The organism is Mesorhizobium sp. WSM4817 (assembly GCF_055811135.1).
Genome location: NZ_JBVVQQ010000048.1, coordinates 1 through 24,240, shown reverse-complemented (window position 1 = coordinate 24,240; position 24,240 = coordinate 1). Strand labels below are relative to the sequence as shown.

17 protein-coding genes and 4 pseudogenes are annotated in these 24,240 nt (G+C 57.4%); 1 reads left to right on the top strand and 20 read right to left on the bottom strand.

The features are described 5' to 3' along the window. Nucleotides 1-355 precede the first annotated feature (355 nt). From AC0L2K_RS33165 to AC0L2K_RS33130, 8 genes and pseudogenes are all read right to left on the bottom strand, one after another. Nucleotides 356-481, bottom strand: coding sequence for a hypothetical protein (locus tag AC0L2K_RS33165; protein ID WP_473533428.1), 126 nt, complete (start codon nt 479-481; stop codon nt 356-358). 65 nt (nt 482-546) lie between these two features. Continuing rightward, a complete protein-coding gene (locus AC0L2K_RS33160; protein ID WP_473533427.1) occupies nt 547-918 on the bottom strand; it encodes a hypothetical protein in 372 nt (123 codons plus the stop codon). A gap of 869 nt (nt 919-1,787) precedes the next feature. Then, a complete protein-coding gene (locus AC0L2K_RS33155) occupies nt 1,788-2,825 on the bottom strand; it encodes an ABC transporter ATP-binding protein (RefSeq protein ID WP_473533426.1) in 1,038 nt (345 codons plus the stop codon). Continuing rightward, a complete protein-coding gene (locus AC0L2K_RS33150; RefSeq protein WP_473533425.1) occupies nt 2,786-3,799 on the bottom strand; it encodes an ABC transporter ATP-binding protein in 1,014 nt (337 codons plus the stop codon). Before AC0L2K_RS33150 ends, AC0L2K_RS33155 begins: the two co-directional genes overlap by 40 nt. Continuing rightward, nucleotides 3,796-4,689 (bottom strand): ABC transporter permease, encoded by an 894-nt coding sequence (locus tag AC0L2K_RS33145; RefSeq protein ID WP_473533424.1) that lies wholly within the window; start codon nt 4,687-4,689, stop codon nt 3,796-3,798. Before AC0L2K_RS33145 ends, AC0L2K_RS33150 begins: the two co-directional genes overlap by 4 nt. A gap of 1 nt (nt 4,690) precedes the next feature. Next, nucleotides 4,691-5,629 (bottom strand): ABC transporter permease, encoded by a 939-nt coding sequence (locus tag AC0L2K_RS33140; RefSeq protein WP_473533423.1) that lies wholly within the window; start codon nt 5,627-5,629, stop codon nt 4,691-4,693. 24 nt (nt 5,630-5,653) lie between these two features. Continuing rightward, complete coding sequence (locus AC0L2K_RS33135; RefSeq protein WP_473533422.1) at nt 5,654-7,282, bottom strand: ABC transporter substrate-binding protein; 1,629 nt, start codon at nt 7,280-7,282, stop codon at nt 5,654-5,656. Nucleotides 7,283-7,410: 128 nt separating this feature from the next. After that, a pseudogene (locus AC0L2K_RS33130) lies at nt 7,411-7,670 on the bottom strand (transposase); the annotation flags it as partial. Between the two features lie 74 nt (nt 7,671-7,744). Between AC0L2K_RS33130 and AC0L2K_RS33125 the strand changes: the two are divergent. After that, nucleotides 7,745-8,767 (top strand): annotated as a pseudogene (locus tag AC0L2K_RS33125) (IS110 family RNA-guided transposase). 248 nt (nt 8,768-9,015) lie between these two features. On the opposite strand, the pseudogene AC0L2K_RS33120 reads toward AC0L2K_RS33125, so the two are convergent. From AC0L2K_RS33120 to AC0L2K_RS33065, 12 genes and pseudogenes are all read right to left on the bottom strand, one after another. Then, nucleotides 9,016-9,736, bottom strand: a pseudogene (locus AC0L2K_RS33120) (IS630 family transposase); the annotation flags it as partial. 75 nt (nt 9,737-9,811) lie between these two features. Further along, nucleotides 9,812-10,770: pseudogene (locus AC0L2K_RS33115) on the bottom strand (IS481 family transposase). Between the two features lie 139 nt (nt 10,771-10,909). Continuing rightward, entirely contained in the window at nt 10,910-12,937 is a 2,028-nt protein-coding gene (locus tag AC0L2K_RS33110) for a CocE/NonD family hydrolase (protein WP_473533421.1), read from the bottom strand. A gap of 631 nt (nt 12,938-13,568) precedes the next feature. Beyond that, a complete protein-coding gene (gene proX / locus AC0L2K_RS33105) occupies nt 13,569-14,492 on the bottom strand; it encodes a glycine betaine/L-proline ABC transporter substrate-binding protein ProX (protein ID WP_473533420.1) in 924 nt (307 codons plus the stop codon). Nucleotides 14,493-15,086: 594 nt separating this feature from the next. Then, complete coding sequence (locus AC0L2K_RS33100) at nt 15,087-15,860, bottom strand: SDR family NAD(P)-dependent oxidoreductase (RefSeq protein WP_473533419.1); 774 nt, start codon at nt 15,858-15,860, stop codon at nt 15,087-15,089. Nucleotides 15,861-16,401: 541 nt separating this feature from the next. Continuing rightward, a complete protein-coding gene (locus AC0L2K_RS33095) occupies nt 16,402-17,472 on the bottom strand; it encodes a 2-oxo acid dehydrogenase subunit E2 (RefSeq protein WP_473533418.1) in 1,071 nt (356 codons plus the stop codon). A gap of 117 nt (nt 17,473-17,589) precedes the next feature. Further along, on the bottom strand, nt 17,590-18,333 hold the full coding sequence (locus AC0L2K_RS33090; RefSeq protein ID WP_473533417.1) for an SDR family NAD(P)-dependent oxidoreductase: 744 nt from the start codon (nt 18,331-18,333) through the stop codon (nt 17,590-17,592). A 141-nt stretch (nt 18,334-18,474) separates the two neighbouring features. Continuing rightward, nucleotides 18,475-18,717 carry a biotin/lipoyl-containing protein gene (locus AC0L2K_RS33085; protein ID WP_473533416.1) on the bottom strand — a complete coding sequence of 81 codons (243 nt, stop codon included), beginning with the start codon at nt 18,715-18,717 and terminating at the stop codon, nt 18,475-18,477. Then, nucleotides 18,710-19,666, bottom strand: coding sequence for an alpha-ketoacid dehydrogenase subunit beta (locus tag AC0L2K_RS33080; RefSeq protein ID WP_473533415.1), 957 nt, complete (start codon nt 19,664-19,666; stop codon nt 18,710-18,712). The genes AC0L2K_RS33085 and AC0L2K_RS33080 overlap by 8 nt, the downstream gene beginning before the upstream one ends. 23 nt (nt 19,667-19,689) lie before the next feature. Then, nucleotides 19,690-20,652 carry a thiamine pyrophosphate-dependent dehydrogenase E1 component subunit alpha gene (locus AC0L2K_RS33075; RefSeq protein WP_473533429.1) on the bottom strand — a complete coding sequence of 321 codons (963 nt, stop codon included), beginning with the start codon at nt 20,650-20,652 and terminating at the stop codon, nt 19,690-19,692. A 1,063-nt stretch (nt 20,653-21,715) separates the two neighbouring features. Continuing rightward, the gene (locus AC0L2K_RS33070) at nt 21,716-23,470 is read right to left on the bottom strand and encodes a flavin-containing monooxygenase (RefSeq protein WP_473533414.1); all 1,755 of its coding nucleotides are present in this window, start codon (nt 23,468-23,470) and stop codon (nt 21,716-21,718) included. 527 nt (nt 23,471-23,997) lie between these two features. After that, a partial coding sequence (locus tag AC0L2K_RS33065; protein WP_473533413.1) for a hypothetical protein occupies nt 23,998-24,240 on the bottom strand: 243 nt, incomplete at its 5' end.

Sequence of the window (24,240 nt, the reverse complement as noted above, 5' to 3'; positions counted from 1 at the left end):
CGTGCGGGAGGAACTCGATGCGTTTGTGGCGAAACGCCAGGAGGAGATTTCGCCAAGCCTTGCCTAACCGGCAGGCCACAAGCCCATCAAATCCATGAACCGGGAACACAAGGGAGAAGAAACCGTTCTGCGCGGGCTGTTCTAGTCTAGCCCACAGCAGCTTTTCATAGTGATGTACCTACGAAAGCCGCCCCTTTTGGACAGGTACAGGACAATGATACGAAGCCAATGTTGCTGGTTCCGTCAGAATTCAGAGCCGAATCCGCCGGATTGCAAACTCCTGTCCGACAGCAAGCGAAGCATATCCAGCATGTGTTCTTTGTGAACAGATGGGGCGAGCGAGCATGACCAGCTATCACACTGCAGCGACCTTCGCCATCATTTGCACCAGACGACCGAAAAAATCCGCATCGTCGGCGCTCTCATTTTCCACTACGCTGAAGTAAACGACGACGGTTCCGGCATTGGGGTTTGCAAGCATATACTGACCGCCGAGACCACCGTGACCGATCCAAGTCCCGTCGGTTTGCATTTGACGGCTATAATTTAATTCGTCCAGTCCCGCGGCTTCGGCAAAGGAGGGCCAGGATTGCGCCGTGTCTCTTCGATGAAAGCCGCATCGCCGACCCGCCGCCCCCCGACACCCTCACCCTTGCGGGCGAAGAGCAGGACGTAGCGCGCAAGGTCGCGCGCGGAAAGGCAGGCCCCCCCGCTGAACTGCGGCACACCACCGCGGTCGAAGGCCATATGGAAGCAGCCCTCCAGGCCCGCTGCCTCGACGATGTCGATCAGCCAGTCGCGCAATGGCCTCCCGCTGGCGCGCTCGATAATCCATCCGATGACATGGCTGTTCGTCGACTTGTAAATCGCCTGGCCGGTGCGATTCACCAGGGTCGGCGCCAGTGACGCGGCAGACAAACCAGCGCATCGGCTCCTCATTTTCACCGGCCCATGGCAGTCGCCATCCCTTGGCAGCCTCCATATCGTATTGCGGCGCATTGGAGTCGACAATGTCCTCATGATAGTCGTTGGCCACGTTCATGTCGGCAGTTGCCTTTACAGTTGCGTCGGCGTAGCCCGTGCCAATCTCCGGTATGTAATATTTGCTTGTCCGGTCCAGATCGACCTTGCCCTGGGCGACGCAATGCCCGAGCATCAGATTAAGAGTCGTCTTTGTGATGGACATAAGGGGATGCGGCCTGTCTGGACCGAAGTCTGGAGCATAGGCCTCGTAGATGATACGCTCGCCTCGCAACACGACGAACGCTGAGAAGTGCGGCATCGCGAGAAAACGTGCGACCTCTGGGCGCTCGCCAATGGTCCAGTCGACATCCTTCCTCAGAGGCAGAACGCGAGGAGCGCGTAGCGACATGACGTAGCGCGCTGTGGTGTGCAAGTTATGAAAGCCGCGGCGTCGGAAGTCCGGAGTATTCCACCGAGCCGTATTGTCGCGCAACGTATCAAGATCAGGATTGGCGATTGATGCAACTGGCATGTTGGAGATCCTCTGAGATAAAATAGTGTCGTCGGATCAAACAAGAAAACTTCTGTGGAAAAATGATGCACTGCCTTTCTTGAACGTCACGCGAAAAGCGCCCATAGTAGGAACTCGCATGTCTATGCAACTCTTCATACCGCCCTGCCACATTCCTTTATGCAGATCCTCCGGCAACCAGAGCCTTTGCCGTGTAACATCAGCATCCAGAGATTCTCGGTTTCGCCCAATTTTTGGGGGCAGTCGGTGAAGACGCGGATACCGTCTACGCGACCTTTCTATGCGCTCGCGCTTACCGCAGGAGATCGGCGCTTAATGGGAAATGGCATCTGAAGCTGTGCTCCGGGTCCTCCTGGCTGACTGAGGATGTGGGCGCGACGTGGCCACAGATAATGTCTTGAGCGTAACGACAGCGGGTGTGGAACTCGCAGCCGGACGGTCGGTTCATCACGCTTGGCACCTCGCCCTTGAGCTCAACTCTGTTGAGCACTGCGTCCGGGTCGGGCTCAGGATTGGCCGCAAGCAGCGCTTCGGTATAGGGATGGCTTGGCTGATGGAAAATACTCTGGGTCGTGCCGACTTCAATGAAGCGGCCGAGATACATGATCGCCATGCGGTCAGTTATGTGACGCACCACATTGAGATTATGAGTGATTATAAGGATCGCGATCCCGAGTTGATCCTGAAGGCGCGTGAGAAGGTTGAGCACCTCGCCTTGCACCGAGACGTCGAGGCCAGCAGTCGGCTCATCCGCGATGATCAAGTCCGGACTAAGCGCAAGAGCACGCGCGACGCTGACGCGCCTGGCTTGGCCACCGGAGAGCTGATGAGGATAGCGGCCAACAAAATCGGACGGCAAGCCCACCATCCGCAGCAGGCGCGTCGCTTCGGCTCCTAAATCGCGATCCTTCAATCCATGGATGCGGAAAGGCTCGGTCAAGAGCGATCGCACCGTCAGCCTGGGCGAGAGTGAACCGATCGGATCCTGGAACGTTATCGCCATGCGCCGCAGATAGGGCTTGCGTCCGGCCGCACTGAGTTCCGTGAGTTCCTGCCCATCGAAGCTGATGCTGCCGCTCACGGCCCGCTGCAGCCCGATGATCGTGCGAGCGACGGTTGATTTTCCCGAGCCGCTTTCGCCGACAAGGGCCAGCGTCTCGCCCTTGTGGATTTCAAACGAGACACCGCATACCGCGTCGATGAAAGGCGCCTTCGTCCCGGTTGCGAGGGCCTTCAGCGGCCCCATTTTGCGGAAGCGGACGCAGAGGTTCTGAACGCGGAGGAGGGCGCTCATGCCGAATTCAACTGCTTTTCGCCAAGCAGGTGGCATCGCGCGGTCTGCTCCAAGCCTACGGGATACTCGATAGGCTGTTCTTGGGCACAGCGATCGAATGCCTGTGGGCAACGCGCGCTGAAGATGCACCCTTTCTTCAAGCCGAGGAGACTGGGAACCTCGCCGGGAATGGTCGGCAATGTGCGTGTGGTTTGTCTAATCCGCCCCGGATCGCACTCAAGCAGGGCTCGGGTGTAGGGGTGACGAGGGTTGTGGAAGATGTCGCGTACAGCCCCCTGCTCCAGCACTTCACCCGCATACATCACGACCACCCGGTCGCACAGCTCAGCCACGGCGCCAAGATGATGGGAAACGAAAAGGACGGAGCAGCCGATTTCCTTTTGCAGGTCCTTGAGCAGATGAATGATCTGTACTTCCAATGTCGCATCGAGCGCCGTGGTCGGCTCGTCGGCGATGAGGAGCGCGGGTCTTACAAGCAGCGCCATGGCAATGCATATCCGCTGACGCATGCCGCCGGAAAAGTGGTGCGGATAGGCGCCGATCCGGGTTTGCGGATCGGGAATTCCGACCCGGTGTAGCATGTCGATGGCACGAGCACGCTTTTCGCTCCGGCTTTTTTGCTCGTGGTGCTGGATGTCGATTATCTGATTCTCGACGGTCCGCACAGGATTGAGCGCAGTCATCGGATCCTGAAAAACCATGGAAAGTCGATCACCAAGCAGGCTACGCCGCGACTGAGTGGGCATCTTCAGCAGGTCTCGTCCTTCAAACAGGACCTCGCCACCTGTGACATCGGCATTTTCCGAAAGCAGACCCATTACTGCATACGCAAGCGTTGACTTTCCGGATCCGCTTTCGCCGACGATGCCGACCACCTCTGCGGCTGCGACATCAAGCGAAACGTTTCGCAGTGCATGAATGCGCCCTTCTGGTGTCCCGAAATCGAGATTGAGGTGACGTATTTCCAGGAGCGGCGAGGTCGATTGAGATGACTGACCGTGTCGTATCATAGATCTTTCCGCAACTTTGGATCGAACATGTCGCGTAGCGCCTCGCCCAGGAATGTGAAGCCTAGCGTTGCGAGGACGATTGGAATACCACCGCCAACGACAAGCCAGGGCGTCTGCTGGATGTAATTATAGCCGTCGTTGAGGATAGCTCCCCAATCAGGCGTCGGTGGACGTACGCCCAAACCGAGAAAGCTGAGACCGGCCTCCACGGCGATGACCGCAGGCACGTCCATGCTCACGAGGATGAGAAGCGGGCCGATGACGTTAGGCAGTACGTGCACTGCGAGGATGCGCGTCGTGCCAGCGCCCAGGGTGCGTTCTGCGGCGATGTATTCACTGTTGCGAAGCGCCTCTGTCTGGGTCCTCACGACGCGCGCATAAATAGGCATAGAGGTGATTGCGATGACCAAAATCACGCTGGCTAGGCTGGGTCCAAGCAACCCGATAATCGCCAACGCGAAGATGATGCCGGGAAAGGAGCGGATTGTATCGAATAAAAGAAGAAGCAAATTGTCCAGCCACCTCGGTCCGAAGCCTGCAATCAAACCAAGCACGAGGCCCGCTGCCAACGAACTGCCAAGCGAGGCGAAGGCGACAAGCAGTGGGATGCGGCCGCCCATCATGACGCGCGAGAATGTGTCGCGGCCCAGTTGATCGGTGCCCAGAAGAAAAAGCCGTGAAGGGTCCGCCAAACGCGGCCCCACCATGATGCGGATCGGATCATGTGTAATGATGAGCGGGGCGAAGATCGCGCTGGCGAACACGATCGCGACGAGCACGGCGCCAAGAACGCCAAGTCGGTTCTTGTGCAATTGCCGCGCCACCTTGCGAAAGCTGCCGGGGGCTAGCTCCGGACTGGTTTTGCCGCGGATTGCTTCAAGGCTCGCCATGCTAAAGTTTCTCGCGGGTTCGAGGATCAAGAGAGGCCGCGATCAGATCGGACACCGTTGTCGCGAAGACAGTGAGAACAGTCGTGACAAGCACCGCCCCTATTACGACCGCATAGTTGCGCGTGTTGACCGCCTGCACAATCAAGGCACCGATGCCTGGTCTCGCGAAAACCACCTCGATAAAAACAGCTGACGAGAGCAACCACGATATGCCCACGCCGAGAATCGTCACTGTCGGCAGGATCGCAAGCGGTAGAGCGTAACGCGAAACAACGCGCCATTCGGAAATCCCGAAGGAGCGGGCCATTCGCACATGGTTTTCACCCAGGATCTCCATCATGGATGCTCGTACCAGTCGGGAGATATACCCAACCCAGCCGATCCCGATGGCGAAGGCTGGCAGAATGAGATGGACGAGGCTGTCCAAAATACCCTCTCCGGCTCCGATTGCTGGCAACCAATGGAGAGTGACAGCGAAGATCAGGAGTGCGTAGACAGCCAGGACGAACGAAGGAATGGCGATCGTGGCGACTGCCATGACGCCGACGATCTGGTCGATGACAGAGTTACGCCTCATGGCCGAATAACAACCGAGGGGCACGGCAATCACGACCGACCATAAAATCGAGACGAAGACTAGTTCGATAGTGTACGGAAGTTGCTCGAAAATGATGTCCGCAACTGGACGCTGACTCAACACATCAAAACCGAGATTGCCTTGGAGCAGCCCTTCGAAGAAGAAGACGATCTGCACGGCAAGCGGCTTATCCAGCCCCATCTCCCGATGAAGCTGCGCTATCATCTCAGGCGTGGCGCGGGGGCCCAGCAGAGCGATGGCTGGGTCGCCCGGCACCGCATGGATCATCACGAACACAAGGGTCACCGCGATCACAATAATTGCAACCGCGAGGAAAACGCGTTTCAGTAGATAGATCCACACGGTTCCGGGTCCAATCGCTCAAGCTTAAGTCGGCTGGAAATCGATATATAATGGGGTTCCATCCGGGCGCATCGCCGCTTTCATTTGCGTCTTCCGATACATGACCGGATTGGTCTCATTGGTCAGGAACCGGAAAGCGCCAGACTCCTCCATCACGTCCTGCATCTCCTGATAGAGCTTTGCCCGCTCGTTGGGATCGTTAATGGAGAGTCCCTTAGCGTTTAGCTCGTCAAAGCGCTCGCTGCGGAAGCGCTGCCAGTTCCATATCCCCACTTGATCTCGCACGAACCAAGTCACGTAATCATAGGGATCCGGCAGACCGGAGAAGCTCATGATAAAGAGCTGTAAGTCCTTCCAACGATCCCCCTCCGACTCGACGCCGAGCGACCAGAATGTGCCGGGATCTCGAGCATTGACCACCACTGAAATACCGACCTGGGACAATTGTGCTTGCACCGTCTGGGCTATGGCTGAAGTCTTGCTGTCGTTTGTACAGTCGAGGCTCAAGGTCAAATCGTTTACGCCGGCCTTTTCCAGAAACTCTTTGGCTTTTGTGAGATCGCCTTCCGGCGGGATCAGAGTCTTGTCTCGATGCCCAACGATACCTGGAGGGATAATGCCTGTCGCCGCAGCCGAGTGACCGGCATAGGCGGCATCTAGAACCTGCGGTACATTGATTGTCCACTGGATCGCCTTGCGGACATTGATGTCCTTCAGTTTGGGATGATCTATGTTCATGCCGATCCATGTATAACGGGTCGATGCCCTTTCCGCGATCTCGGTGTTGGCGGGCGGATTACTTTTGAACGCCGGGAGAGAATCCAGACCTACAACGGTGAAATCGACGTCGCCCGCCTGATAAGCTCGTTCCGCTGCCTTCGCGTCCGGGATAGGCAAGATGCGGATTTCGTCAAAGCCCGGCTTGGGGCCCGACCAATCTGGATTTCGCGTGAGAAGTGCATATTGGTTAGGCTTCCAATCGGCAAGCACGTACGGTCCAGAGGATGCTGGCGGCTTCGCACCGAAATTTCCGCCGTCCTTGGTTGCCTTCGTTACCGCATCCTCAGAAACAATTTGGCCGACGGCATAAGGCAGCGGAACGAGCCAAACAGCCGCAAATGGCGCGTTGAACACGATAACGCCGCTATAGTCGTCCTCCAACTCGACGTGGTTGAACGAGCCCCACTGGGGCTTGATGGGTGAATTGAGCTTGATCACGCGCTCGAAGGAGAATTTGACATCCTTGGCTGTCAACTCGCCGTGATCACCACTAAATTTGATGCCTTTCTTGAGACGGAATCGGATATGCGTGGGGTCCACCTGCTCGATCTTGTCTGCTGCTTCCAATTCCCAGCCCCATTCGGTGCCGGGCTTATAGCGCGTTAGCTTTGAATAGATACAGTTTGTCAGGTCTACTTCCGCGGCTTGTCCAACGAATGCCGGATCCAGCGTGAGAAGGTCTCCGCTGGAACGCACTTTGAGCACCTTGCCTTCGGCCGCCCAGATGACTTGAGATAACGGCATACTACCAGAGATTATACCCCCGCCTAGCGCGGCACCGGCCCTAATAAAGGTGCGACGGCTTGCACTTTCCATCATAGCCTCCCATGGCTTGTTGCCTTTTTCGAGCGACTTGCCGAAGGCGGCCTGCAACGTAGCGGCAGCGCCTCAGTCGCGCTTTGTTCCCTTTCGAATACACTGTGGGGCAGTGAAGTCGCAGACGGAAAAGATAGCGACTGGCATAAATTTGATTCATATCGACGTTCCGGCCTAAAAGTCTTTCACGTTGTGACGGAAGCGTATCCGGCGTTTTCGAAGTAGTTCTTGCATTCGGCTGCCTCGATGGTTTCGACGAGGTGGCCGATGTAGCGCCAAGTATCCTCGACGGTGCGTTTCTGGGCTTGACGCATCCAGTGTTTGATCTTGGCGAAGAGCTGTTCGATCGGATGAGGTCGGGCGAGTATTTCGGCAGGAAGAAGAGCCTCGCGCCGGCCTTTCGGATCGCGCGGCGCACGGCCTTGCCTTTGTGGCTTCCGAGATTGATGGGGTGGACGCCCCCTCACGGCATCGCTGGCCAAAGTGGTGTCGTCGATCATCACTTGAACGGAGGCGTCCATGTCGAAAGTTAGTACAATCGGGTTGGATCTGGCGAAGAACGTATTCCAGGTGCATGGTGCGGATTCATCAAGAGCCATGCTCGTCCGCAAGAGGCTGCGCCGCGACCAGGTGCTTAAGTTCCTTGCCGCGCAGCCGGCTTGCACAGTCGCCATGGAGGCCTGCGCAAGCAGCCATCACTGGGCGCGCGAGGTCGCGAAGCTGGGGCACGAGGTCCGGCTTATCGCCCCGGACTACGTGAAGCCATTCGTGAAGCGACAGAAGAATGATGCCGCCGATGCGGAAGCGATCTGCGAAGCCGCGCAGCGGCCGACCATGCGATTTGTGGCGGCCAGGAGCGAGGAGCAGCAAGCGGCCGCAGTTGTGTTTCGCACTCGCGATCTTCAGGTGCGGCAGCGGACCCAAACCATCAATGCGATCCGCGGCCACATGGCCGAGTTCGGAATGGTGGCGCAAAGGGCCCCTTTCATGTTGCCAAGCTCGTGGCGGCGATTGAGGACGACCGCTCCGGCATTCCCGAGACCGCCCGATCGATACTGCACCTGCTCGTGGAGCAGCTTCGACTGCTGGACGAGAGGGTGGCTGTGCTGGACCGTGAGATCGCACGACGCGCCAAGGCGGATGCACAAGCCAAGCGACTGATGACGATCCCTGGGATAGGGCCGATCACCGCAACGGCGCTTGTTGCCCTGGCGCCGGCGGCGTAGACCTTCAAGAGGGGGCGCGACTTTGCGGCCTGGCTGGGGCTCACGCCGTTGCGGCGCTCCACGGGCGGAAAGCAGAAACTCGGCGAGACATCCCGCATGGGCGAACCAACCTTGCGCAGACTGTTGATCATCGGCGCGAGCGCTGCCGTGCGATGGGCAATGCGCAAAGGGTCGACAGCGGATCCGTGCCTGCGCATGCTGAACCGGAAACCGCCCATGTTGGCTGATCGTCGCCCTCGCCAACAAGACGGCCCGCATCATCTGGGCCTTGATGGCGAGAGGCGGAACCTATCGGGCTCCGGCTGTGACGGAATAGTTTCGCCGCGAGCCTTGGGGGGGTGAGAAGGCCAATCGGAGAGCATGGCGCAAGGGTCAACTAGACGGGATCGGGGAAAACCAGATCATGGATACGCGCTTCGAGCGCGCGAGATTGAATTGGACCCGTTCCGCGAACTCCCATACGGGCCGGCGGCATGTGACAGCCGCATCAGAGGCCGGACACATGTCAGCACCCGACCACGCACCGCGCTCTTCGAAAAGATTCTTTTTGCACCCGACGGGGCGTCCACACATGTCCATGACGACGATGTCACCCGGCTGGAGGGTCGGCGCGAGAACCTTCTCGACATAGAGCAGGAACCGCTCGCCGTTGACCGGCCCGTCGATCAGCCAGGGCGCGTCGACGCGATCCTGGCGCAGCGCGGCCAGGAAGGTCATGGTCTTCCAGTGGCCATTGGGAACCTTGGCCTTGATCCGCTGTCCGATCGGCGCCCAGCCCCTGAGCGGGGCCATGTTCGGTCTTGATCCAAGTCTCATCGATGAAGACCAGGCACTGCGGATCAAGGCCCGCCTACCTGGATCGCCACCGTTGGCGCCGGCGGGCAATATCAGCGCGCGCCTGCTCAAGGGCGAACAGCGTTTTTTTGAAGCTCAGGCCCTCGCGGCGCAGGAACTGCCACACCGCGTTTTGCGAGACCTTGACCCGCGACCGGCCAACTCATCCTTCAGACCGTGCAGCGTCAGATGCGGCGTCTCACGCATCCGTGCCTCGATGAAGGCGGTGCGGCTCCAGCACTCGCTTGCGATGTCCACCCATCTTGCCAGGCGAGCAACCGAGCCGGTCGCCTGATGGCGCTGCGATAACTTCACCGCGGCCGAAAATCGAAATGCCAAACCGTTTGTCGGCCGACCGGCGGCTCTCGCCACTCAAAACCGCCGCTACAACCCGTTCGCAAAGATTGGAAGAGGTCGGGTCATCAGATGCCTCATCGGCTGCTTGGAACATCAATACGCGTCGCGATTTCCGTCATCATCAAGCCTGCTGTCTGCTTCTTAACATCGAAGCGGCCGCAGGATTTAGCTAAGTGTGGAGCCTCAACAGGTTATCCTTGGTCAAGCCGAGACGCTGATAGGTGGTTATGATTGTAAGCTGCCATATGGCCTGTGCCAATTGTAGCGATGGAGCCAGCGTGGCAGCTCAGCGGTGCGTTCATGAGAAGTGTTGTAGGCTCGGGCGTAAGCCCATTCGCGCAGGCTCGTCTGGATGAAGCGCTCAGGCTTTCCATTGGTCTTGGGCGTGTACGGCCTAGTGAATATCTGACGCAGACCCAGACGCTTGCAGGCTGCGCGGAAAGCTTCTGACCGGTAGCATGAACCGTTGTCGGTCGTCACACGCTGGACCTTGATGCCGAGGCTGGCGTAATAAGCAATGGCAGCTTCGAGGAGGGCGACAGCGCTCTTCTTGCGCTGGTCGGACATGACTTGGACGAAAGCGACGCGCGAGGCATCGTCGATGCAGACGTGGACGAACTCCCAACCGATGCCGAGATGACGGTTGACCGCGCCAGGATATCGCCCGGCGATGCGGTGCCCCACAGAGCCGATCCGGCCGAGCTTCTTGATATCGAGATGGATGAGCTCACCGGGGTGCTCGCGCTCATAGCGGCGAACCGGCTCGGTCGGTCAAGGTCTTTCAGCCGCGACAGGCCGGCGCGTGCAAGCACCCGGCTCACCATCGCCTCCGACACACCGGTTTCCCTGGCGATGTGCTTGCCGGTTCAGGCGCTGCCGGCGCAGTGCCGCGATCGCATCCGCCACGGCGGCTTCGGTTCGCCTCGGGCTCGTCTTCGGCCGCGAGGAACGGTCGGCCATGCCGGCGCGTCCCTCGGCCCGAAAGCGCTCCACCCAGCGCGTCACTACCTTCTCCGTCACGCCGTATGTCCGCGCCGCATGGGCTTTGGAAAGACGGCCTTCAACAACGTCGCGGGCCATCTCCTCTCGACGCAAGGGCGTCAGACGGGCATTCTTGTGGACCTCCATTCAGTCCTCCGAGAATCACTGAAGCTTCGACAACCTTAGCTTCTCGGTCGGGGCCGAATGGACAACCTCCTGAAAGCTCACAGCTAAGATGTGAGTAGTGGTCAGTGTCGCCGGCCCGAGCGGGACCATTCGGTACCGGTCAGTTTAAATCCCGAGCGAACTCCTTGACGTCGTCTCGTTCGAGCAAAAGCTCGTCGCCTTCTTTAGCGACAATATGTGTCTCGATGCGCCATACATCGCGCAGCGCGCGGACTGTGGCCGAGAGCGCAATGTGCACGTTCCAGTCACCGCGGGCGTAAGACTTTTCCCAACTGGAGGTGCCGCACGCCGAGCTCGGATCGTCGGGATGCATAGTAAGTGTGTCACTATGGTTAGCCGAAATGATCATGCCGGTGTGCGGATGCAGCACGGTTCCAGTATCGCTCGCGATGCGGAAAGTTGTTTCGCCAGTAGCTTCGTTCGTGGTTACCACGCGACAGAAAGGTTGAGCAGGCTCAATAACCTCTCTTACCATCCGCCGAGCACTTTCCGGCTCCAGAAAGGGCGTCAGTTTGGAGTCGACGGCATTCGCCTTACGCACCGGCAAGATCAACCTGCTGGTGGCACAATGTATAGAGAGAGTGGCCCTCTCTGGACTAGGAAACACGATAGGCCAATGGCTAGTAGCGATGGCAAGCCTTATGCGTTGCCCTTTTTCGAAGCGTTGCCCGCAGGACCGCAGCTTTATGCGTATTGCTTCCGCCTTACCTGGCGTCATTGGCTTCAAATCAAGGTCGTCGTGCCGATGAGTCAAATTCAGAATACCGTAGCTGACGCGGGCGGCAGCGCCGTCCTGAAACACCAGCGAAAGCGTGGCCGATAGGATTGCCACTGGTTTGTCGGAGGAGAGGGTTACCTCAAACTCCGGGAAGCCGAGAAGGTCTACCGCCTCCACGAGAGGCTCCGTTTCGAATACCAACGCGTTTCCGGTTTCCATGCGCTGGTCGACCGGCAGGTCCGGCACCACGCCATAGGCGCACCAAACACCGGATGATAGCCCCGCGGTGGACGGCGAACAGATCGTGAGGACATCATCGCTGCCATCTCCTTCGGAAAGAAGACCTGGTGAGAGAGCCAGCCGTCGCTCGACAATGCCCGCCGCCGGCCAGGAGAGCTCAGCGATCCAACGGCCTGGCCGCTCGTCATAGATGGCGGCGGGGGGCAATGGATCCTGCACCCATGCGCGCAACATCGGCTCATCGGCAACGCCGGTATAGATGCCTTTAAGATACTGGTCCCACCAGCGCAGGCATTCCTGGAGGAACCCAATACGGGGCCCAGGCATGGCGATGTGGGGGTACTTATGAGCCCAAGGGCCGATCAGGCCTTTGCGAGGTCCCGGCAGGTTCTCGAGCATGCGGAAGATGGCGTTGGGATAGGCGTCCGCCCAGCCACCCACGGCATAGACAGGAACCTCAATGTTGGAATAGTCCTCGCAGATAGAGCCATGCTTATAGAAATGATCCCGGCGCTGGTGCTCGAACCAGTCTTGCAGCCAAATCCCGTTGCCGTTCAGCCGCTGTTCCCAGATCTCACGCCAGCGTCCTCCCACAAGCGCCGGATCTGGTGGGGTCATGGCAATCGCCCAAGCCGCCGCCCCCCACATCAAATTCTCGCACATAAGCGCGCCGCCGAAATAGTGACATTCATCGCGGTATCGATCGTCGGTCGAACAGAGCGAGATCACCGCCTTGAGTGCTGGCGGACGTCGGGCAGCAACCTGAAGACTATTGAAGCCGCCCCAGGAGATGCCAATCATACCGACACTGCCCGAGCACCAGGATTGCTTCGCCAACCACTCGATCACGGCCAGACAGTCGTCCTGCTCTTGCTTGAGATATTCGCCCTTGCAGACCCCTTCGCTATCACCCGAACCGCGCATGTCGACGCGCACACCTGCATAGCCATGCCCGGCGAAATAGGGGTGGGTGAGATGGTCGCGCTCCACAGTCCCATCCCGCTTGCGATAGGGTAGGTATTCGAGGATCGCAGGTACCGGATCGGCATGGGCGTCCTCCGGCAACCAAATTCGGGCAGCGAGCCTCGCGCCGTCAGGCATCGGAATCCAAATATTCTCGATCTCGCGCACTTTGCGGGAGAAGTCGGTGACAACGCGGATATCATCCATAGTGCGATCCTTCTATGCGTTCGCGCTTGCGGAACGGCCTCGACGTTCAAACATAAAGAGGGGGGTAACCCTGCTGGGACCAGAGTCACTGCCAGAGGTACCCGGGTTGTTGAGGGGAACCGGCGACGTAGTTGCGAGGCTTTGCAGTCGAATAGACGACGAGTCGGAAGCGTCGCAGACGGAAAAGATCACAACTGGCATAAGGCCGATTCATGTCGAACGCTGCCTCGATTTCCCCGGAACGACGCGATCGCGCACACACGGGTCAAAAAACTTGCCCTCACGTGGACCGTATCAATAGAGCCACGGCCCAACATGCCAAGCGGCGGCATATCTGGCTCGGCGTGACGCTGGTCGCGTCATCCAGCCTTGGGGGGCATCCAACTTGTCACCAGCAGCCGACCTGAGTGCACCTCGGTACGTCAGCGCTCATCAAGCGCCAGAAAAAAACGGCATCAGCCGTTTGGAGACAAGCCGACAATCTCCCGCAGGAGATCGGTATTCTAAGATCGCGCAGGTTCGTCACGCGCCCGCCGAGCTACACCACCGATCGGACGCCGGGCAACCAAGCGGGTTTCCCTCAAGCGCCTTCGGCCGGAATCCCGCCGGCCGGTTATATGACGCCTGAGCCTTACTTCGCAGCCTTGGCTTCAGCGATCCACTTGTCCCAGTCAGCCTGATGAACGGCGATCCAGTCGGTTGCGTGTTTCATGATCTGCTCGTTGCTCTTTTCGCCATTGGCAACCTGGGTGTTTTCCGCATTGACGTCTTCGACCGGAATCTGCACGAGTTCAAAGAATTTCTTGGCCTTCGGATTGCCGTTCAGCCAAGTCGTGTTCGCGATGATCTTCTGATCGTTCACGGGGAAACCGAGATTCCCGAGACCCTTAACATCTGTATTGCCCGTCTGCCCATCGGGAAGAGTAGTGTTCTTCACGTTGAGCCAGACAACTTCCTTGCCGGGGCGGAGAATGCTCGAGACCCACAGCGGCGTATAACTGTAGTACAGAGTCGGCTTGCCAGCCTTGATGCGTTCGATCGCGTCAGGAATGATAGCGAAATACCCGCCCTGCCTGTGTTCCACCGTGCCACGCAGGCCATAGGCATCGAGCTGATGCTCGATCACGCGTTCGCAGCCCCAACCTGGGTCGCAGCCGTAGAGGTCTGCCTTTCCATTCCCGTCGATGTCGAAGGTCTGATCCGCCGTATTTTTATCGATCAAATAGCCTTGCAGACAGTTCTTAATTAGTGTCCCTATGCGGACCAACTTCTCGTCGCCACCGGACTCCTTCCAGTATGCGTCGTGAAGCGGAACCCAATGCGCCGCGTAGAAGGTGAGATCGCCGTTCGCCACAGCTGTGTGCGCAAGTTGAACACCAACTTGCGCGAGTTCAGCGACGTCATAGCCGAGTTCTTTGAGGCCCTCATCGACGATAAATGTTTGGAATAGCTCTTCTGTTTCTCCGCCCCAGGCTGGTTTGACCTGATCGGCCATTGCCGGCACGGCACAGCCTGCCATCACCGCTATGGCCAGCACCACACATTGTATCTTCAACGTTTCCTCCCTTTCTGTGTGAGCAAATTGCGCAGCCTCTGTGACTAGCTGTTACCGGTGAAGCTCTAACCAGATCACCCGGCCTTGATGCCAGAGTTCGCCGGGCCTCCGCTTCTGTGTCGAGAGCGAATCGTGAAGCGATCGAGGACAATGGCCAGCGCGACGATCCGAAGGCCGCCGACCGTCGCCAAGCCCACGTCAGGGCGGCGGATGCCACGCAGCCCAGTCCTCCAACAGCGATCATCAAACCGATGACCACCAAGGCGCGCATGACTTCGATCACCTCTTCCGGTACCTGTCTCGTTAGGCGGATCAGCGGCGCGACTGGGCCAAATGGCAGTCCAAGTCTCATTTTCCGGAACCAGATCTCCCTCTACAAAACCGGAACGTCCAAGTTATCCCTCCCGCCGCGACTTGAAGTTTTAGGTGGCTCCGTACCCGGCGCGCCGACACCAAACATCCCGCTCGCCAAAAACTGCTAACCTTATATCGATGAAGTCATAAAAACATTTGCAACTGATGAGGCTTATCCTCTGTAGTTGTTAGTATTCGCTGTCGCCAAAAATACCACACATTGTTAGGGGCGTGCGCCGCTCACATAGATGTATAGCCGCCATCGACCGATAGGATGGCTCCAGTGCAGTAGCTTGATGCAGGACTGGCGAGAAACAGCACCGCAGACGCAACTTCGTGCGACTCGCCTAGTCTTCCGAGCGGGGTCTGCTCTAGCCATCGGTCATACTGGAAGGAGTTTTCGTTTTTCGGGGACATTGTCATCTCGGTGGCCACATAGCCTGGAGCGACGGCATTGACTCGGACATTATGCTTTGCCCAGGCACAGGCCAGTGACTTCGTCATCATGTGAATGGCGCCCTTGCTGGTAATATAGGCGGTATTGTTCTGAGGTTGGGTAACCACGATGCCGCACATGGATCCGATGTTTACGATGTTGCCCCAGCGACGGGCGATCATGTGCCGACCAAAAGCCCGCGCACACCAAAATGCAGCATCCGAATTGACCCGCATCGTTGCCAACCAGTCTGCATCGGAAGTGTCGAGAGCCTCGGCTATCCGGGCGACACCGGCATTATTGATAAGGACATCGATCGGCTCCTCGGCATTCAGTTCGTCGGCGAGCGCCGTCACCGCATCAGACCTTGCCACGTCGATAGCGCGGTGACTTGCCACGACACCGCATGATACGAGGTTGGCTGCAGCGGCAGCGGCGCTATTCGCGTCAAGGTCCGCAATGACGATTGCTGCGCCCGCTTGGCCGAGAGCGTGAGCGATTTCAAGGCCGATACCGCGCCCTCCGCCGGTTACGAGTGCACGCTTGCCGGAGAGGTCGAATTTCTTCAGGTAATCCATGCTGCCTTTGATCCAAGATTCACCTTTTTGGCTTGCGCCAATCAGAATCGGCCATGACCATAATCCGTGTACGCGCGACGGACGTTGTTGCTTTTTGCAGGTCTGCGCCTCGTGTGCCGGTTACAATCACCGAAACCGGCCTCCGCGGCGAGGATTGCGGGAACGTCAGTGTCCATCCGCGCGACAGCGGATCAATATACCGCCCCAGAAACACCCCTTGCTCCGCCGTCGGATAGCCGGACCTGACCTATTGTCGTGCTAATCATAGGCGCCAGTAATTGTCCTGAGAATGCGCAAAAGGTTTCGCTGGCCTTAAACCCAGCTTATGTCCCGCCGCTCGCGCGCAAGATCGTGGTAGGCGATCGGCCATGTAGGGGCAATTCGGGTCACAGGCGGAGTTCTTCAGATTGGCGAGAACCAGTCAACCAAGAGAAGGCGACTGTGTAGCAGTGCTGACCGCTCAGGGACCAAGCCAGTGCTATACCTTCGCCAGCCAGAGCCGCTCGAAGCGCTATTTCCCTAACCTGGAACACAATATTACTCAGGTGACCATGCTCATGGGATTTTCTATATAGCTCTTAAATTCCTGCAGCAGCTTTGCTCCGAGCACGCCGTCCACACAGCGATGGTCTATGGAAAGCTTAACGCTCATCACCGTTGCGATGACCATTGAACCACTCTTGACGACTACACGCTGTTCGCCCGCACCGACCGCGAGAATCGTAGCGTGCGGGGGATTGATCACGGCAGCGAACTCTTTGACCCCCATCATGCCCATGTTCGTGATCGATGTAGTGCCGCCCTGATACTCTTCAGGTTTCAGCTTGCGATCCTTCGCGCGCTTGCCGAGGCCCTTCATCTCGGCGGAAATGGCTTGAAGCGTTTTCCGTTCAGCCTTGCGTACGATCGGCGTGATCAAACCGCCAGCGATCGAGACAGCCACCCCTATGTCTGCATGCTGGTGTCTAATGATAGCGTTCTCGGTCCAGGAGACATTCGCGTCCGGAACGTCACGCAACGCAAGCGCCAGGGCCCTTATCACCATATCATTGACCGACAGCTTATAGACCGGCAGCCCGTCCGCAGACTTGGGCGCGGCATCGTTGAGTTGGGAGCGTAGTTCCAGAAGCTCATCGATCTTGCAATCTACGCCGACATAGAAATGCGGAATGGTTTGCTTCGAGGTCACCAGACGACGTGCGATCGTCCTTCGCATCCCGTCGTGAGGTACGCGTTCATACGATCCGTCTTCAAACAGCTTAAGAACAGCGTCGTCCGAGGCACCTTTGCTTGCACACGACGCTGCAGGAATAAGTTCTCCAGGCCCATCGGATCTTTGCCCTGGGACTGCAGCAACCGAACCAGCTTCAATCTTGATGGCAAGAACTGCGACTAGGTCCCTGACTTTTACACCGTTAGCGCCTTCCGGAACAACGATCCTTTCCAGCGTACCCCCGGCAGCGGCTTTGATCCGACCAGTATTAGCACCGCTTGATACGTGGGCCAAAACATCTCCAGGCTTAATGTCGTCGCCCTCCTTGAACATCCATTTTACAAGGGTAGCTGCTTCCATGTCCGAAGCGAAGGCCGGCATTCTGACGTTGATAGGCATCGGCTCAACTGTGGTATTTTGAGGTATCTAGCGGTTTGCGGTTCGGGCTGCTCTGCCTAGGGCACGAAGAGGAAACTCTTCGAGCGGAGCGCATGTTGAGCTACGAAGAGCCATTGCTCACAACAGCAGTCCTCCGTCGATCGCGATCTCCGCACCGGTAATGTAGCGGCTCTCGTTCGAGAGCAGGAAGAGAACAAGGTTGGCTATTTCATCGACCGTGCCGGCCCGCTTGAGCGGAATGAGCGCGTACTGGCGCTCTCTATCGGACGGGTTCTCGGCGAGGAGCATCTCCGTTTCTACCCATCCGGGGTGGATAGAGTTGACGCGGATTCCTGCTGGCGCGAGCTCTAGGGCCGCGCATTTCGTCATCCCTCGAAGGGCCCACTTCGTCGCGGAATAAGCCATAGCGGTTCGGCTTCCGCGCATGCCGGCGACAGACGAGATGTTGACTATTGCGCCCCCGCCGGATGCCTCGATAAGAGGTGAGACTTCCCGCATACCGAGGAAGCAACCCAGCTGGTTGACATGGAAGTGCTTTTCGAACACCGCGACGCTCGAATCCCTCATTGGCAATGGTTCGTAGATTGCCGCGTTATTGACCAGACCGTGAAGTCCCGTCTTCTGTTCCTCTAGGAAGTGAACTAGGCTTTGCCAATCCTTCTCGCTACTGACGTCAAGATGCACGTATGACGCTGTTTCGCCGATGGTCTCGGCGAGGTGTTTGCCCTGCTCGTCAAGGATGTCCCCGATGACGACCCGCCCTCCCTCGGATGCGATCTGGACGGCTTCTGCCGCACCTTGACCTCGAGCTCCACCAGTGATCAAAACCGTCTTGCCTTCGAAGCGTTTGTCTCGTGTCATGGTAGTCCCTAGAGCAGCGTGCAGTTGACTCCGAAGACCCTTCATCTATGGCAGACGTAAGCCGCCAAGGTGCGCACTTATGTCCAGCCTTGTGAGCCTTCTGAAGTTCCGTCGGGACAGGTAACGAACGGTTATTCCCTATCATCCCTGCTCGGTGTTGATGCGACATATAACGGTTCCGACTTCCGTCACTGACCCTTCATCAACAAGGATCTCAGCAACTACGCCCGTGGTCTCCGCCTCTATCTCGATGTTCGTCTTTTCCGACTCCACTTCAGCTAGAATCAGGCCCGGAACGACAAAGGTGCCTACCGAAACGTGCCACTTCGTAAGGTCAACCTCGACCGTCGATGCACCCATCTTCGGGATACGAACTTCAAACATGAGCATAGCTCCTTACGGATAAGATGGCATCTTCCAGTTGCTGCGGCTTCGGCAGAACCGCAGTTTCGAGCGCAAGATTGAACGGCATGGGAACGTCAGCTCGCGTGACACGCTTGATCGGCGCCTTGAGAGATGAAAACGCCAGCTCCCCTATTATTGCGCTCAACTCGGCGGCGAACCCGCAAGTACGGTTCGTGTCGTCGTAGATTACAACCCGGCCAGTTTTCTTGACGGACTTCAACAGCCCTTCCCTGTCAAGCGGCAAGAGAGACCGAGGATCCCACACTTCGACGCTGATGTTTTTCTCTTGAGAAACGCGCTCAGCGACTGCTAGAGCCTCGGGCACTAAATGCCCGATAGCAATGACTGTGACATCGGAGCCTTCACGCTTAACGTCACCGCGACCGAAAGGGACGGCATATGTTTCCTCCGGCACCGGACCCCTTTGCGGAAGCGACATGGCGGATGCTATAAAAACGACCGGGTCGTCTTCTCGGATCGCCTGGATCATGAGGCCCTTGGCGTCGTAGGCGCTCGAAGGGCAAACGACCTTGAAGCCAGCGTGGAGGAGGTACGGATAAGGATTGTCTGAATGCTGGCCCGCGTTTCCCCCCCGCGATCCAGATACCATAAGCGTGTAAGTGATTGGAAGATTTGCTTGACCTCCTAACATCAATCGCATCTTCGCCGCTTGATTGACTAGCTGGTCAAACGCGACGTAAATCAGTGAGGGAACTTGGAACTGAACGATTGGGCGCAAGCCGGCCAAAGCCGCCCCTGTAGCGAAGCCAGTGAACGCAGCCTCGGAAATCGGCGTGTCGAGGACGCGGAGATCGCCGAAAGCACCCTGCAGGCCTTTCGTCTCACCGCGAATTCCACCTCGAATGTCCTCCCCGATGATCATGACACTCTCATCTGCCCCCATAGCCTGATGGTAGGCTTCATTCATGGCCTGAAGAAATCTCAGCTGTCTCACGGCTCTACTCCCCACGCCGGAGTGTTCGGATACGACACGGCGTACATGCAGTCGAGTGCCTCCGCCTGGTTCGGCGGAGGGCTGCTCCTAGCGAACTCGACGCCGCGGTCAATCTCAATGTTGACCTCCGCATCGATAGCTTCGATGTCTTCTTGAACGCACAAGCCACTTTCCATCATACGCGCTGCCCAAATCTTAATAGGGTCCCGCAACTTCCAGCGATCGAGTTCCTCTTGAGATCGATAGCTCATCTTCATGTGACGCTCGCCGGTATAATGCCCAAAGTAGCGATAAGTCTGACACTCAATGAACGTTGGGCCTTTGCCGGACCGAGCGCGTTCCGCAGCAGTGAGGGCAGCGTGATAAACTGCCTCGACGTCCATGCCGTCGACGCACACACCAGGCATTCCGTACGATTGGGCGCGAACGTAAGGCTCGAGGATCGTGACTTCTTTGAGCGGCGTCGAAATCGCGTACTGATTGTTCTCGCAAACGAAAATGACAGGAAGATCCCAAATCGCCGCGAGATTCATGGCCTCGTGGAGGACCCCTTGATTGATTGCTCCGTCGCCAAAGAATGAAACAGCAACGCGGTTTTCGCGAGCGGCTTTGAATTTGTGAGCCGCGCCACAGGCTATAGGGGATCCAGCGCCGACGATACCATTCGCCCCGAATATTCCAATCCCGACGTCAGCAATGTGCATGGATCCGCCACGACCCTTATTGTATCCGCCGGTTCGCGCGAGCAGCTCAGCAAACATTCTGCCAACGTCACCGCCCTTCGCCAGTGTGTGGCCATGCCCTCGATGGGTGCTTGTGACGATGTCTGAGGTTGTGAGCGCGCCGCAAATCCCAACCGCGACCGCCTCTTGCCCGCTGTACTCGTGACATACGCCGGCGATCTCGTTGTCGTCGACCAAGGTAACGACTCTGTCCTCGAACTGCCTGATGCGCGCCATGTGGTAATACAAGCTTCGCGCGAATGGAGCAGGCACAATATTAGACATCGACGCCTCTATGTTGTGTTCCAAATTGATCTACTCCGGTCAACCCGTTGTCGATGTGGCTACCCGATTCTTAACCCAATCTCGCAAGGCCCTTTACTGCCCACATTGGCGCGCACGCGGAGCCCGAGACAAACGTAGCTTTACTTCTTCCGTCCTTCGCGGCCCTTTTCTCCCGAGCTATTTGTACAAGCTATGGGTTCACTGCCAATTGTTAGGTGATTGGTCTCTGCGCCGGCGATTCGCTCAAACGTCGTTTCCTCTTCGATTAGACCATGCGCCGTCCGTCTCGTAGACTGAAAAGATCGCGCCTGATATAGATGTGCTTCATGTCAAGCTCGAACTCTCGCACATCGAGGCATTTGCCTCTATCCTTCAAAGCGGCGGGCCAAATTTAAACTTTCAAGGACTCGGCCGGTTTGTGACGCAACCGAGTGCCTGACGTTGCCAAAACTTTCGAGAAGCATCGCGGGATCGCCTCAGCATTGGGATGAAGCGCTGAGAGTGGTTTGAGGCTCACCATCGAGGCGTCGCCATCAACAAATTGACACCCTAGGTGGCCTTGGGTGTCCTCTTTTGAGTCTGCAACGGCATGCAGCTATGGAACATGCCAAATCGATCAACGATAGACGGCGCCATTCGCGGGCTACTACGAAGCGGCGATTGCCAAAATGCGCGACCGTCTCCATCCGGCCATAGGCGAATTGGAATTGTGGTGGCAGCTAGGCTCAAGACCCAAACATTACCTAGAGGGTCATCGATAATGATGGCTTACAGCCCTAGCTGGGCACTCGCGCTTCAGCGAGCAGCCGACAATCGGAGCTGTGCCCTGCCATCTCGATGACTGCCCAATATAGATCAGCCTCATATCAGAGATCAAAGCCGCACGGGAGGGATCCCAATTTTTGCATACGCCATCGAAAGGGTACCACCCCCGGCGGATCGCGAGATCCCCGTCCACACTACGGCGAGCCCAATGGCAGTATGAGGCCGGCCCAGCATCACGTCCGATATTATGTCAGGCGTGCGCCGCGCGTTTGCCCAAGGATATCGATGACGTACCAATGCTGAAGCCACTGTAACCGTCGGCAGCCACTTGATCGCAAACTCTCTGGTATGCAGGCACCCCACCGACATATGGCATGAACACAGCGGGTTTTCCCGGAATATTGACGCCGAGATACCAGGATTTCGCTTTGGTGTATAACGTTCCTTCGGCCGTTTGCCTAACTTGCTCCATCCAGGTTTCTTCAGATGAAGGAGTCGCCTCTATATAGACGGCGTCTGTCTCTATGAGATGTGCAATGCAATCAGCTATCCATTTTACGTTATCTTCTATGGCAACTATAACGTTAGTTAGAACCGAGGGGCTTCCGGGCCCTGTGACGATAAACATATTTGGGAATCCGGAACTCATTAATCCAAGGAATGTATTCGGTCCATCCCGCCATTTTTCCTTGAGAGTGAGCCTTTGCCGACCGACAATATTGATTTTGCTTAGCGCACCTGTCATCGCATCAAAACCCGTCGCTAGGACCAAGCTGTCCAGCCCGTAAAACTTGGAATCTACCGTGAGTCCATCTGGTGATATGTCGCGGATAGGGGCCACACGGAGGTCTACCAAGGTAACGTTTTCGCGATTGAAGGTCTCGAAATATTTTGTATCAGCGCAAATGCGCTTGGCCCCAATGGGGTGGTCGACAGGTATCAATTGCTCGGCTATTGCCGGGTTTTCGACAACCTGGCCTATCTTCGCCCTGACGAATTCAGCAGCGGTTTCGTTTGCCTCGGCATTCCGCAGCAAGTCTGAATATGCCACCGTGAAGCTGGTCCCTCCGGCAGCCCATCGCCTCTCGTACTCTTGGAGTCGTTCTTCCGGGGACACAGCCAATGCGGATTGGTCACCGAGTTCGCACAGGATTCCTGCCGGCATGGAACGCGCTTTCTTGCGCCGCTCCGCGTAACTCAGTTTCCAGGAATTTTCGTAGTCGGCGTCCATGGGCCTATTTCGTGCCGGAATGCTGAAATTCGGCGTACGCTGGAACACGTACAGGTGCTTAGCCTGCTTCGCGAGCTCTGGTATCACCTGTATACCCGATGATCCTGTGCCGATTACGCCGACATTCTTGCCGGACAAAGCAACGCCTTCATGAGGCCAGTTGCCTGTGTGGTAGATTCCACCTTTAAAGCTCTCGAGCCCAGCAATGTTCGGGGTTTGGGCAGCGGACAAACATCCGGTCGCCATTACGCACCACTTGGCCCGATACTGCGTTCCTTGCTTTGTCGACACCAGCCATCGGGACTCTTCCTCCTGAAAGACCGCACTCGTGACGCGAGTGTTGAATTTCATGTCACGAAGCAGGTCGAACTTCTGCGCCACATAGTTGGCGTAGGCCAGTATCTCCGGTTGCGACGCATAGCGCTCACTCCAGTGCCACTCTTGCTGAAGTTCCTCTGAGAACGAGTAGGAGTACTGCATGCTTTCGACGTCGCAGCGCGCTCCCGGATAGCGGTTCCAAAACCACGTTCCGCCCACACCAGATGCTGTCTCAACCACCACCGCAGATAGACCCAGGCCGCGAGCGAGGTACAGCATGTACATGCCGGCAAACCCAGCGCCAATAATAAGCACGTCACAGGACCAAACCGTCTCGTCGACGCCACCGTCCAAAACCTCGTCATTCAACAATACTTCTTCCTTTGCACATTTTGTCGATGCATTTTCGCACTGACAGTCGAAGTCACCGCCACGGGCACCAGAATCGATCAGCACGTATTGTTCGACCGATTTCCAGAGTTTCTACGCTGCAGGTCGATTTCGGCAAATCGCAGGTCGCGTGAAGCCCATCCAGTCGGTAACGACCCAGGCAATCGCACATGACAGCGTGCGGCGCCAACGGCAACTCCTGACCCACGTGCCGCGCCAGCCGGTGTGGTGCACTCGAGATGGCTACGCCAATGATGCTTTGCAACGGTTCGAATCGCACGAATACACTGCCCACTTGCTACATGAAGGCGGCCGGAGAAGTAGCCGTGCATGGTTCGCTCCAGCCTCACCTTCTCGTTTAGACGATATGCCTGCAGCTTCGTAGATGAAAAAGACAGCACTAGGTATAGAACTGCTTCATGGCTAAGCTTCGCAACCTGATACCGACGACGGACTGGCTCTCTGTCGTCGTGACGTTGTTCGCATCCTGACTGCGACGAGCGACCCAAATGTTTCCCACCCGGGCTCTCGCATTCGGACTGCCTCGATATGAGCGCGGAAAAGACTAAGGAGGTCAGGTCAGCACGGCAGATCTAAAATGAGGTGCATACCAGCTTGCCGTCTGGACAGCAGCTTGAGACGGATCGCAGCTGCAGGTTCGACATTTCTAGTGGCCATCGCATGTGCGCTTGGACCGCAAAAGCTTGCGCGCGAGCGATCTTGACATAAGCTGGGTTTAAGGCCAGCGAAACCTTTTGTGCCTTCTCAGGCCAATTGCCGGCGCCTATCATCAGCGCGACATTAAGCTGGGCTCGCCTTTTCAGACGGCGGAGCCA